Raw genomic sequence first — 12194 nt, forward strand, 5'->3', positions numbered from 1 at the left:
GGACGGCTCATCACCGGCACGGCCGGACGGAGCAGGGGAAGCGGGCGCGCACGCGCCGACGGGCACCACCCGCCCCGGACCGCCGCCGTGCTCCACGGCGGTCACCGGCGTCCCCCGAAGGGACCAGGCCCGGACGTGGCGTCCCGACGACCCGCGGGTCCCGTGGTGAACTGCGGGCACGGGCGCCGGCGTCGCCGGACACGCGACCGGCCCGCCCGGCGACGCGTCCGAGGGGTGGCCGCGGTCCATGTGAGGCAGCGCCCACCGGCCGGTTCGACGGAAGGACGGGTGATGCGCCGTATCCGGACAGCGGACGACCAGGGCGCGGACCGGGCCCGGGCGGTGGACGCGGACGTCGCGGGCGCCGTCGAACGGGTGCTGGACGAGGTGCTCGGTGCGCGGCTCGCCGAGGCCGCGGCGGCCGACGCCCTGTTCGGCCGTGACATCGCCGAACGCGTCGCGCGCTTCACGCTGGGCGGCGGCAAGCGGCTGCGCGGCCGGTTCGTGTGGTGGGGCCTGCGGGTCTGCGGTGGCGGCGGTGAGACGGCGGGCGCCGCGCTGCGGCTGGCCGCCGCACTCGAACTCGTCCAGACCTGTGCGCTGGTGCACGACGACGTGATGGACGGCGCCGAGCTGCGCAGGGGCAGGCCCGCTCTGCACGCCGAGCTGCGGGGGCAGTACGCCCGCCGGCCCGGCCAGGACCGTTCCGACCGGTCGGCGGAAACGTTCGCCCGGCCGGCGGAGACGTTCGGCCGGTCCGCGGCGATCCTGGCCGGTGACCTCGCGCTGGCCTGGGCCGACGACACCGTCATGGACACCCGCTTCCCCGCCCCCGCGCGGTCCGCGGTGCACGCTCTGTGGCGGACCATGCGGACCGAGATGGTCGCCGGCCAGTACCTCGACCTGCACGGCCAGGCCACCGCGTGCCGCTCCCCCGCCCGCGCGGTCCGCACCGCCCGCCTCAAGAGCGCCCGCTACTCGGTCGAACGGCCGCTGCTGATGGGCGCCGCGCTGGCCGGCGCAGACGACCGGACCGCCGGTGCGCTGCGCTCGGCGGGCCGCTGCGCCGGGCTCGCCTTCCAGCTCCACGACGACCTGCTGGGGGTGTTCGGCGACCCGGAGGAGACCGGGAAACCGTCCGGTGACGACATTCGCGAAGGCAAGCTGACCTACCTCACCGCGGTCGCCCGCGCCCGGGCGGAAGCCGCCGGCGACGACGGGGCCCTCGGCGTCCTCGACGCGGCACTGGGCGACCCGGGCCTCTCGGCCGCCGCCGTGGACCGCGTACGGGACGTGTTCGTCTCGACCGGGGCCCGTGCCGCGCTGGAGGACAAGGTCGAGATCCTCGCCGACCGGAGTGTGGCGCACCTGGCCGACGTCCGCGCCGCCGACCCGGCCGCCCTCCGCCACCTGCACGCGCTGCTCCGGGCCACGGCCGGTGCCCGTACGCACGCCCCGCCGGGCGGCCCTCCCGCAACGGTGCCCGTCGTGGCGGCCCGCGCAGGTGAGCGGTGAAGTCCGTCCCCGGCCGCACCGACCACGTCGTCGTCATCGGTGCCGGGCTGTCCGGGCTGTCCGCCGCGCTGCATCTGCTCGGCGCCGGGCGGCGGGTGACCGTGGTCGAGCGCGACCTCCGGCCCGGCGGCCGGTGCGGCCGCCTCGAACGCGGCGGCTACCTGATCGACACCGGGCCGACCGTGCTGACCATGCCGGACCTCGCCGAGGAGGCGTTCGCCGCGGTCGGCGCCTCGATGGCCGGGCGGCTGGACCTGGTGCCCCTGCACCCCGCCTACCGCGCCCGGTTCGCCGACGGCAGCACGCTCGACGTGCACACCGGCGCGGAGGCCATGGAGGCCGAGATCGAACGGTTCGCCGGGGCCCGGGAGGCCGTGGGCTACCGGCGGCTGCGCTCCTGGCTGAGCCGCCTGCACACGGTCCAGATGCGGCGCTTCATCGACGCCAACTTCGACTCGCCGCTGCATCTGCTCCACCCCGACCTCGCCCGCCTCGCGGCGCTCGGCGGCTTCGGCCGGCTCGACGCCCGTATCGGCCGGTTCCTGGCCGACGAGCGGGTGCGCCGCGTCTTCTCCTTCCAGTCCCTGTACGCGGGTGTGCCGCCGGCCCGTGCGCTCGCCGCGTACGCCGTCATCGCCTACATGGACACGGTGGCCGGCGTGTACTTCCCGCGCGGCGGGATGTACGCGCTGCCCCGCGCCATGGCGGACGCCGCGGCCGAGGCGGGCGGGGAGTTCCGGTACGGGTGCGAGGTGCGCGCGCTGGAACGTTCAGGCGACCGGGTCACCGCCGTCGTCACCGACGCCGGACGCGTCCCGTGCGACGCGGTGGTGCTCACCGCCGACCTGCCCGAGGCGTACCGCCTGCTCGGCCGCACCCCGCGCCGCCCCCTGCCGCTGCGCCGCTCCCCCTCGGCCGTCGTCCTGCACGCGGGCACGCCCGCGACCTGGCCGGAGCCGGGTCACCACACCCTCTCGTTCGGCGCCGCCTGGCACCGGACGTTCCACGAACTGACTCGTACCGGCACGCTGATGAGCGACCCCTCGCTGCTGCTGACCCGGCCGACCGCCACCGACCCGTCGCTCGCCCCGCCGGGCCGCCATCTGCACTACGTCCTCGCGCCCTGCCCCAACACCGACATCGGGCCCGGCGCGCACGCCTGGCGTGACCTCGGCCCCCGCTACCGCGCCGCGCTCCTCGCCGAACTGGACCGGCGCGGCTTCACCGGCCTGGACACGGCGGCCGAGGAGGAGTGCCTGGTCACCCCCGCGGACTGGACCCGCCAAGGGCACGGCGCAGGCACCCCGTTCTCCGCCGCCCACACCTTCGCGCAGACCGGTCCTTTCCGCCCCCGCAACCTCGTGCGCGGCACCGAGAACGCCGTACTGGCCGGGTGCGGCACCACCCCGGGCGTCGGGGTGCCCACCGTGCTGGTATCGGGGAAGCTGGCCGCCGCACGGGTGACCGGCGGCGGTCCCACGAGGCCCGCCAGGGTGACCGACCTCGGCGCGCGCCACCGCCCCGCCCGTACGCCCGGAGGCACCTCGGCACCGGAGGGCCCCCGCACCCCGGAGGAGGCCCCGTGACCGCCCGGGAACTCGACGCCGCGGGCATCACCGACCCCGCGCTGCGCGCCGCCTACGCCCACTGCCGCCGGCTCAACGCCCGGCACGGCAAGACGTACTTCCTGGCCACCAGGCTGCTGCCGGTCGCCCGCCGGCCCGCCGTGCACGCCCTGTACGGGTTCGCCCGCTGGGCGGACGACATCGTCGACAGCCTGGACGCCGACGCCACGCCCGAGGAACGCGCCACCGCCCTGCGTGCCCTGGAGACGCAGTTGAACGCGGGCCTCGCCCGGAGCGGCGGCGACGAACCGGTCGTACGGGCGCTCGCGCACACCAGCGCCGTCTACGGCATCGACCCGGCGTACTTCACCGCCTTCATGGCCTCCATGCGCGCCGACCTGGAGGTGACCGACTACCCGACCTACGACGACCTGCGCCGGTACATGTACGGCTCGGCCGAGGTCATCGGTCTCCAGATGCTGCCGGTCCTCGGCACGGTCACGCCGCGCGAGGAGGCCGCGCCGCACGCCGCCGCGCTCGGAGCGGCGTTCCAGCTCACCAACTTCCTGCGGGACGTGGGCGAGGACCTGGACCGGGGCCGCGTCTACCTCCCCGCCGACCTGCTGGCCGCGCACGACGTGGACCGGGAACTGCTCCGGTGGAGCCGGCTGACCGGCGGTGCGGACGCCCGGATCACCGCGGCGCTGCGGGCCGCCGCCGACCTCACCCGTGGCGTGTACCGCCGGGCCGCGCCCGGCGTCGCCATGCTCGACCCGGTGTCCCGGCCGTGCATCCGTACCGCCTTCATCCTCTACCGCGGCATCCTGGACGCCGTGGAGGCCGACGGCTACGCGGTCCTGCACCGCCGCGCCGTCGTCTCGCGCCCGGTCCGCGCGACCGTGGCCCTGGACGGACTGGTACGGGTCACGGCGGCCCGCACGGCAGAACGCACCGCGACACGCCCGGGAGGAATCACCGTGGACGCTCCCCGCCGCCCCGCCGGACGCGGCCGGTACCCGCTGAGCCTGCGCCGGCGCCCCGTCGCGTGGGAGCGCCAGCGGCCCACCTGGCGGGACGCCGCGCCCGGCGTGATCGCCGGCGCGCTGGAGCGTGCCAGGTCCCGGCCGTCCGGCAACTGGTACGCCGTGGGCGCCACGCGGGAGGTCGGCCGGGACCGCCCGCTGGGACGGACCGTCGCCGGGACGGAGGTGGTGCTGTGGCGCGCCGCCGACGGACGGCTGCGCGGCGGCCCCGGCGCCTGCCCGCATCTGGGCGCGCCCCTGAAGGACAGTCCGGTGCGGTGCGGCACCCTCGTCTGCCACTGGCACGGACTCGCCCTGGACGGCGGCCCCTTCGCCGGGTGGGAGCCGTACCCGGTGTACGACGACGGGGTGCTGGTCTGGGTACGTCTGGACCGGGCGGGCGGCGAGGAGCCGCTGGCCAGGCCCCGTGTCCCGCGGCGTCCGGACACCGCCGGCACCGTGGCGTCCGTGTACACCGGCGTCGGACGCTGCGAACCGGACGACGTGGTCGCCAACCGGCTCGACCCGTGGCACGGCGCCTGGTTCCACCCGTACTCCTTCGTCGACCTGACCGTGACGGACGGTCCGGCGGGCCCGGAGGACGCTTTGACGGTGGACGTCTCCTTCAAGGTGGCCGGGCGGCTGGTCGTCCCGGTCCGCGCGGAGTTCACCGCGCCCGGGCCGCGCACCGTGGTCATGCGCATCACCGAGGGCGAGGGCGCGGGATCCGTCGTGGAGACCCACGCCACCCCGCTCGGCGCCGATGCCTGCGGCCGCCCGCGCACCGCCGTCGTGGAAGCGGTCGTCGCCGCCTCCGCCCGCCCGGGATTCGCGGTGGCCCGCGCGGCCGCTCCCCTGCTGCGTCCGCTGATGCGGGCGACGGCGGGGCGTCTGTGGCGCGACGACATGGCGTACGCGGAGCGGCGGTGGGAGCTGCGCAGTTCGGGGCGCTTTCCCGGTTGAGGGGCCGTGTCGAGGGGCCGCGTAGGATGCGAACGGCCGGGCCCCACCGGCCCGTTCCGATGCCGGCCCGTTCGGGCGCCGGACCGACTTCGTTCCCGGAGACGACATGAGCAGCGCTCTTCTTGTGATGGACGTCCAACGGGCCATCGTGGACCTCGCCGACGACGGCTCCGGTTACCTGCCGCGCCTGCGCAGGGCGATCGACGGGGCCCGGGCGGCGGACATACCCGTGATCTACGTGGTCATCGCGCTGCGTTCCGGTTTCCCCGAAGTCGGCACGCGGAACCGGCCGCTGGCCGCCATCGCGGAGGCCGGCCTGTTCGTGGAGGGCGCGCCGGGCACCGAGATCCACCCCGAGGTGGCGCCCCGGCCGGGCGAGGTGGTGGTCACCAAGCGGCGGGCGAGCGCGTTCTCGGGCAGCGATCTCGACGTGGTGCTGCGGGCGCGTGGCATCGACAGCCTCGTCCTGACCGGCATCGCCACCAGCGCCGTGGTGCTGTCCACCCTGTGCCAGGCGAACGACCTGGACTTCGGCCTCACCGTCCTGCCCGACGCCTGTCTGGACACCGATCCGGAGCTGCACCGGGTCCTCGTCGAGCGACTGTTCCCGCAGTGGGCGGATGTCGTCACCGTCGACGACTGGGTCAAGGCGATCGCTCCTCGGTAGCGGCAGGCGCCGAAGGGCGTCTTCGGTCCGCTCCGGCACCGGACGCTGCCGAGTTCACGGTCTCCCTCTCCCCCCGCCCAGCAGTCGCGCCAGTCCGCGCAGCACCGCCGAGCGGCCGCGGTCCGGGACCGTCCACAGGGTCTGGCCGCGCACGCCCCACCGCTCCAGCAGGGTGTTGGCGGCGAGGAAGCCCGTGGTGGCCGCGCGTTCCATCAGGGCCACCGGCAGGTCGGTGCGTACGAGGTCGCCGGCGACCGTCACGGCCGGGTCGGGGGTGCGTACGGTGGGACGGTCGTGATAGCCGCCCACCGGGAACAGGGGGCAGTCCGCGTGCCACTCGTGCCGGGCGTCGACGGCCTTCGCCCGGCCCGTCTCCGGGTAGACGCGCCGGAGTTGGCCGATCAGCCGGTCCTGTTGCGCCTGCCGGGCGGTGTCCGTGGCGAGCGCGTACGCGTGCAGTTCCACCACCGAGCCGCCGTTACGGGAGGCCCACCGGGCCGCCTCCCCTTCCCAGCGCTCCAGCACGCTGACGTTGTCGAGCGGGCCGTAGCCGCTGGTGCCGAGGAAACCGGGCCGGTCAGGGGCCACCGGGCGGTCGAGCCAGAGCCGGGAGACGAGGAACGGCGGTGCGGTACGCAGCCGCGACATCCGTGCGCGCCATCGCGGGTCGCCCAGCCCCGGTGAGGCGGCGACCAGGCGGCGCAGCCCGGTCACGTCGAGGGCGAGCACGACCGCGTCGTGGCGCGTAGCGCCGTGGCCGCCTCGTACGGTCACCCCCGCACTGCCCGGGCCGGACTCCACGGACTCCACCGCGCATCCGGTCCGGAGGGTGACGCCGTGCCCGGTCAGGTAACGTCCCAGCGGTTCCCAGAGTGCCTGCGGGAACGGCTCGCCGGGGACGTCGAACAGCAGCCCTTCGCTGGAGCCGAGGAAGTAGATGTGGAACATCAGGGCCATCTCGGCGGCCGACAGTTCCCCGGGGTCGGCGAAGAAGCTGCGGGAGAACACCTCGAACGCCAGGTGGTGCGCGGCCTCGGGAAAGCGGATGCGGTCCAGCAGTTGGCGCGCGCTGACGCCGTCCAGGCGCTCGTACACGCCGGGGGTCCGTACGTCGAGCAACGGCAGGGCGGCGCGCGGGTTCATCCGGGCCATCTCGCGCAGGGTGAACGTCGGGCTGAGCGCGGCGAAGCCGACGGCGCTCCACGGGGGTGTGCGCGGGACGTGGGCGAAGCTGTCCTGGAGGCCGCTGCTGTGGCGCAGCGGATAGTCGGGCAGCCCGGTGAGCGCGGCCAGCGCCGGGTCGGCGCGCCGCAGCAGTCCGCGCAGGTTGTAGTACTGGCGGAAGAAGGCGTGGAAGCCGCGGGTCATGGTCGCCCCGGAGCCGTCGGCGAGGCGGACCGGCCGTCCGGCGAGCCGGCCGCCGAGCCCCGGTTCCCGCTCGTACAGCGTGACCCGGACGCCCCGTTCGGCGAGTCCGGTGGCCGCGGCCAGTCCGGCGATGCCGCCGCCGATCACCGCGGCGTGCGGTGCCTCGCCGGTGATCCTCGCCCGGCCCGGCGCCGGCGGCACGACACGGGCGCGCCGGTCCCGGCCCCGGCGCGGCGCGGTGGGGGGACGCCGGGCGGCGGCCGGGAGTACGGCCGGGGCGGCTTCATCCGGGAGGGTCGTCATCGGACGGTCCGTTCCTGTGCGGGGCCGGGGCGGTGTCCGGCGCGGGGGTCGGGGCGACGGCCGGTGCGGTCTTCGGCGTGCCGCTCTCCGTACGGGCCGGGCGTACGGACGGACGGCGGCGCAGCCCCGGCAGCTCGGCCACGGTGCGCAGCATGGGCAGGACGGGGGTGTGCAGACCGATCGACAGGTCCTCGCGCAGCCGGGTGCCGCCGTCCAGGAAGCGCAGCAGCCGTTCCATCGGTACGCCGCGGAACAGCCCGGTGAAGAAGTCGGCGCCGTCGATGCGTCCGCGGTCGAGGGCGCGCAGCAGGACGGCGTCCATCAGCCGGGAGCGCGCGGTGTGCGGAGGCGGCGGGGCCGGGGCGCGGCCCCGGTGGAAGGCGGCGGCGATGGCCCGGGTCTGGCGCTGGACGGCGGCGAAGGTGTAGCCGGTCGACGGCCGGGTGGCGCCGCCCGCGGCACCGATCCGGAAGACGCCGGGCCCCGCGCCGCGGGGGAAGCGCGCGTCGGTCATCGGGATGACGCCCTGTTCGGAGGCGGTGATCCGGTACGGGCCGAGCGGGCGGACCTCCGTGAGGTAGTGGCGCAGCGCACGGTGGTAGGCGGCCTCGTCGAGCGGGGCGGCGGAGAATTCGGTGTACTCGACCAACGCCTCGTGCGGGCCGAGCGGGAGGACGTAGCCGAAGGAGAGCCCGTGGTCCGGCTGTGGGGTGCGGAAGTCCATCAGGTCGGCGGTCGCGGGGTCGAACTCGGGCCGTTCGGTGCGGACGAACCAGCCGTGGAAGTGCTGGAGCAGGGTGGTGCGGGCGGGCGGCAGGGCGGGCAGCGGCCGGGAGTCGAAGACCCAGCGGGCCCGGAGCCGTACGGGGGCGCCCTCCGCCGTCGTACCGCGGACCTCGGCGCCGCCCGGCAGCGTACGCACGTCGTCCACGACGGCCGTCACCCGGCGTGCCGAGGGGGTGTCCGCGAGCCGGTCACCGACCAGTTCCTCGAACGCGCCGGAGCGCAGCATTTTGTACCGCAGCGGTGCCGGGCGCCCGGTCAGCGGCGCTCCGTCGGTCCCGTGGACGCGGAGCCGGTCCCAGGAGGCCGCCAGCACGCCGTCGTACTCGCCGTCCGGCCGCTCCCAGTAGCACCAGGTGCGTTCGGGGGGCCTGAGCGGTCCCGGTGGCGCGTCCACGACGGTCACCTGGGGGCAGCGGGCACCGGGCGGCGGGGCGCAGAGCCGGTGGGCGAGGGAGAGTCCCGCGGCGCCGCCGCCCACGACGGCCACCTCCGTGTCGTACACGCCGACTCCCTCCCGTACCGCCCGGCACCGCACCGACGGGTCCGTCACGTCTGCGGGTGCCCGCCCGGCCGGGTTCCACCGGCCCCGGGGCCGCCTTCCGACCGCCGGCTCCGGGCCGGGGATCTTCGTCATGATCCTTACCACGCCGGCCGGGCGGCGGCCGGTCCGTGACACGCGCGGCGGCGGGCCCGGGGCGTCCGTACGGAAACGGAGAAAGCCCCGGCCAGACGGGGGGAGCTGGCCGGGGCGGTCCGGAACGGGCGGGGACACCGGTCATCGTCGACGAATCGACGAAGGGTCCGCACGGCCCGTGATCAATTGAACGATAAAGCATCGATGCCCTCTACACCAAATCAGATCGTTGTGACGCATATCGCTCCCCGCCGGTCACACCCGGTGCACCCGGCCGTCCGTACGCCCGTACGTCCCGTACGCATGCGTCTGCCGCGCGGCAGGGGCCGGTCCCCGCCGCGCGGCAGTCGTCAGCAGATCAGGAGATCAGCAGGTCAGGGGTCAGGAGACCGGGGCGAGCTGCGCCACCAGGCCGTTGCGCCACAGGGCGTCCACCCGGGCGCGCTCCTGCGCGTTCGGGTTGGTGTTCTGGCAGGAGGGGCCGGGGCCGCCACCCGACATCAGCTCGCTGCACGGGCCCGAGTAGTGGTCGGGCAGGCCGAGGACGTGACCCGTCTCGTGGGCCACCACGCGGGTCGAGTTGTACTGCTGGTTCTGCCGGTAGTCGAGGAAGATGTAGCCCCGGCCGTGGCCGTCGGTGCTCGCGTAGGAGCCGCGGGGGTCGTTGCCCTCCCGGTACGAGAAGTCTCCCCTGGAGCCTTCCTGGAGCTTCACGTTGTTCACCGAGCTGTTCCAGATCTGCGTGCTGCGCGCTATCTGGCTGCGGAAGGTGGGGGCGCTGCTCGCGTTGTACGTGACGGTGACGGCCTTGACGCCGGGCGTCGCCGCGCGCTTGGCGGCGGCTGCCTTCATGACAGCCTGGAAGAACGCCTTGTTGGCCGCGGACTCCTCGGCCGAGCCGGTGTACTTGGCTATGGAGGCCGGGGTGGAGACGCTCGCGCCGGAGGGGGCGGCCGGCGCGGAGGCGGCGGTGGCGGGGACGGTACCGAGGGAGGCGGCCAGACCGAGGCCGAGCACGGCGGTGAGGACCGTACGGGTGGGTCTCACGGGGGAACCTCGTCATCCGTGGGAGGGATTTGGTACCGGGATTGTGAAGGAATCAAGGTCCGCTGCGGATGACAGCTTTTGGTGATAGTGCCGTGACATCGCCCCGGGTGTCCGGGTGCGCGGGCGGGCGCAACTCCCTTGTCACCCAAGGTTCATGACAGGGCGAAGGCGCCGTTCACACCGTTGGCATGGGAATGTGGCACCTGCCCATGTCATCACCGGCTACGTCGAATGACGTATTCCGTACGCGTTCGACGCGGGCGCGGGCCCGGACGTCAGCAGGGCAGCGGGCGCGCCCGATTGAGGTTGAGCAGGGGCGCGAGCAGGTCGCCGTGGCGCTCACGGCGCTCGGCGACGGCGTCGAAGAGGAACGTGAGCTGCTCCGGGTCCGTACAGGCCTCGATCTCGTCCCAGGTCACGGGGGCGGAGACGGTCGGCAGCTCGCGGGCGCGCACCGTGTAGGGAGCGGCGGTGGTCTTGGAGGCCGAGTTCTGCGAGAAGTCGATGAAGACCTTGCCCGGCCGCAGGGCCTTGGTCATCCGGTGCACGACATGGCCGGGCAGGGTTTGCTCCGCCTCGACGGCGATCGCCTTGGCGTACGCCGTGACGTCGTCCGAGGGTGTCGGCTCGATCGGCACGAGGATGTGCAGGCCCTTCGAGCCGCTGGTCTTCGCGTAGACGTTGAGGCCGTCGGCCGCCAGGCGCTCGCGCAGCCACCGGGCCACCCCGCAGCACTCCACGATCGTGGCCGGCTCCCCCGGGTCGAGGTCGAACACCAGGCGGTCGGCGATGCGGGGCGCGGCGGCGGTCCACTGCGGGGTGTGCAGCTCGACGACGAGGTTGGCGGCCCACATCAGGGTCGGTACGTCGCGGACCAGCACCTGCTGCCGGGACTTCGCCGTGCTGCCGGGCACCTCGGTGGTCTTCACCCATGCGGGCGTCCCGGGCGGCACGTTCTTGGTGAAGAACTGCTGGCCGTCGGGCCCGTCGGGATACCGCAGGAAGGAGACGGGCCGGTCGTGGACGTGGGCGAGGAGGGCGCCCGCGGTGGTGGCGTAGTAGTGCAGCAGCTCGCCCTTGGTGGTGCCGGTCCGCGGATACAGGACCTTGTCCAGGTTGGTGAGCGACAGCCGCCGCCCCTCCACGACGGTGATTGGCGACATACGATGACCATCCCATACAAATGCCACGGCAAGGATGAGACATGCGATCTGTTTGGAACGGGTCTATCTCCTTCGGGCTGGTCAGCATCCCCGTGAAGACCTACAGCGCGACCGAGCGCACCGCCTCCGTCTCGTTCGTCCGCATCCACGAGAAGGACGGCGGCCGGATCCACTACCGCAAGGTGTGCGAGCTGGACGGCGAGGAGGTCCCCAACGAGGAGGTCGGCAAGGGCTACCAGGCCGCGGACGACACGATCGTGCCGATCACCGACGAGGACCTGGCCAAGCTGCCGCTGCCGACGACCAAGACCCTGACCATCCTGGCCTTCGTGGGCGCGGACGAGATCGACCCGCTCCAGTTCGACAAGTCCTACTTCCTGGGGCCCAACGGCGTCGCCGCCGCCAAGCCGTACGCCCTGCTGCGGGACGCGCTGGAGCACCAGGAGAAGGTCGCGATCGGCAAGGTCGCCATGCACGGGCGGGAGACGCTGGCCATGCTCCGGTCGCACGACGGGGCGATCGCCATGCACACCCTGCTCTGGCCGGACCAGGTCCGCTCGGCGCGCACCGTCGCCCCGAGCGACAAGGTCGAGATCCGGGAGAACGAGCTGACCCTCGCCGAGACCCTGATGGACTCGCTCGGCGACCTGGACGAGTCCGAGCTGCACGACGACTACCGGGAGGCCGTCGAGGAGCTGGTCTCCGCGAAGCTGGAGGGCGGCGAGCCGACCGCTCCCCGGGCCGCGCCCGGCGCCGGCGGCAAGGTCATCGACCTGATGGCCGCGCTGGAGAACAGCGTCCGCGCGGCGCGCGAATCGCGCGGGGAGGGCGGGGGCGGCGGGGCCGAGGCGGAGCAGGACGAGGAGTCGGCGTCGGTCACGCCGATCGGGAGCCGCAAGACGGCGAAGAAGACCGCGGCGAAGGCCGCGTCCGGCAGCGGCGCCAAGAAGACGGCAGCGGCCCGTAAGACGTCCGGACCGGCCGCCAAGAAGACCGCTTCCGGCAAGGCGTCGGGCGGTTCCGGCACGAAGAAGACGGCCGGGAACGGCGGCTCGGGCGGCAAGAAGACCGCGGCGAAGCCGTCCACGGCCAAGTCCGCCGCGAAGAAGAGCAGCGCCAAGCGGAGCGGGAAGAAGGCGTCGGCCTGAGACACCCCGCGCG

9 protein-coding genes and 1 pseudogene are annotated in these 12194 nt (G+C 74.5%); 6 read left to right on the plus strand and 4 right to left on the minus strand.

Annotated elements, in window-relative coordinates:
• Window positions 1-291: 291 nt before the first annotated feature.
• The 5 genes and pseudogenes from AB0A97_RS24530 to AB0A97_RS24550 all read left to right on the plus strand — a co-directional run bounded on the left by AB0A97_RS24530 (window position 292) and on the right by AB0A97_RS24550 (window position 5732).
• The gene (locus AB0A97_RS24530) at window positions 292-1515 is read left to right on the plus strand and encodes a polyprenyl synthetase family protein (RefSeq protein WP_361153664.1); all 1224 of its coding nucleotides are present in this window, start codon (window positions 292-294) and stop codon (window positions 1513-1515) included.
• On the plus strand, window positions 1512-3101 hold the full coding sequence (gene crtI, locus AB0A97_RS24535) for a phytoene desaturase family protein (RefSeq protein WP_361153667.1): 1590 nt from the start codon (window positions 1512-1514) through the stop codon (window positions 3099-3101). The genes AB0A97_RS24530 and crtI overlap by 4 nt, the downstream gene beginning before the upstream one ends.
• A pseudogene (locus AB0A97_RS24540) lies at window positions 3098-4018 on the plus strand (phytoene/squalene synthase family protein); the annotation flags it as partial. The gene crtI and the pseudogene AB0A97_RS24540, both read left to right, overlap by 4 nt.
• A gap of 39 nt (window positions 4019-4057) precedes the next feature.
• Window positions 4058-5065: a DUF5914 domain-containing protein gene (locus AB0A97_RS24545; RefSeq protein WP_361153997.1), complete on the plus strand. Its 1008-nt coding sequence runs from the start codon at window positions 4058-4060 to the stop codon at window positions 5063-5065.
• A 106-nt stretch (window positions 5066-5171) separates the two neighbouring features.
• Window positions 5172-5732 carry an isochorismatase family cysteine hydrolase gene (locus AB0A97_RS24550; RefSeq protein ID WP_361153670.1) on the plus strand — a complete coding sequence of 187 codons (561 nt, stop codon included), beginning with the start codon at window positions 5172-5174 and terminating at the stop codon, window positions 5730-5732.
• A gap of 54 nt (window positions 5733-5786) precedes the next feature.
• Here the strand turns inward: AB0A97_RS24550 and AB0A97_RS24555 are convergent, their stop codons facing one another.
• The 4 genes from AB0A97_RS24555 to ligD all read right to left on the minus strand — a co-directional run bounded on the left by AB0A97_RS24555 (window position 5787) and on the right by ligD (window position 11033).
• Window positions 5787-7403: an FAD-dependent oxidoreductase gene (locus AB0A97_RS24555; RefSeq protein ID WP_361153672.1), complete on the minus strand. Its 1617-nt coding sequence runs from the start codon at window positions 7401-7403 to the stop codon at window positions 5787-5789.
• On the minus strand, window positions 7384-8691 hold the full coding sequence (locus AB0A97_RS24560; protein WP_361153675.1) for a lycopene cyclase family protein: 1308 nt from the start codon (window positions 8689-8691) through the stop codon (window positions 7384-7386). The genes AB0A97_RS24555 and AB0A97_RS24560 overlap by 20 nt, the downstream gene beginning before the upstream one ends.
• Before the next feature lie 513 nt (window positions 8692-9204).
• Window positions 9205-9870 (minus strand): snapalysin, encoded by a 666-nt coding sequence (gene snpA, locus AB0A97_RS24565; protein ID WP_361153678.1) that lies wholly within the window; start codon window positions 9868-9870, stop codon window positions 9205-9207.
• Between the two features lie 275 nt (window positions 9871-10145).
• A complete protein-coding gene (gene ligD / locus AB0A97_RS24570) occupies window positions 10146-11033 on the minus strand; it encodes a non-homologous end-joining DNA ligase (RefSeq protein WP_361153681.1) in 888 nt (295 codons plus the stop codon).
• 41 nt (window positions 11034-11074) lie between these two features.
• Between ligD and AB0A97_RS24575 the strand changes: the two genes are divergently transcribed.
• Entirely contained in the window at window positions 11075-12181 is a 1107-nt protein-coding gene (locus AB0A97_RS24575) for a Ku protein (protein WP_361153684.1), read from the plus strand.
• The last annotated feature ends 13 nt before the right edge of the window (window positions 12182-12194 follow it).

It is taken from the genome of Streptomyces sp. NPDC045470, assembly GCF_040646595.1.
Classification (GTDB): domain Bacteria; phylum Actinomycetota; class Actinomycetes; order Streptomycetales; family Streptomycetaceae; genus Streptomyces.

What these genes read in the sequence shown, in the direction of transcription:
- ligD (WP_361153681.1), bottom strand. Translation starts at nt 11,033, where the DNA reads ATGTCGCCAATCACCGTCGTGGAGGGGCGGCGGCTGTCGCTCACCAAC.
- AB0A97_RS24575 (WP_361153684.1), top strand. Translation starts at nt 11,075, where the DNA reads ATGCGATCTGTTTGGAACGGGTCTATCTCCTTCGGGCTGGTCAGCATC.
- AB0A97_RS24550 (WP_361153670.1), top strand. Translation starts at nt 5,172, where the DNA reads ATGAGCAGCGCTCTTCTTGTGATGGACGTCCAACGGGCCATCGTGGAC.
- AB0A97_RS24555 (WP_361153672.1), bottom strand. Translation starts at nt 7,403, where the DNA reads ATGACGACCCTCCCGGATGAAGCCGCCCCGGCCGTACTCCCGGCCGCC.
- AB0A97_RS24530 (WP_361153664.1), top strand. Translation starts at nt 292, where the DNA reads ATGCGCCGTATCCGGACAGCGGACGACCAGGGCGCGGACCGGGCCCGG.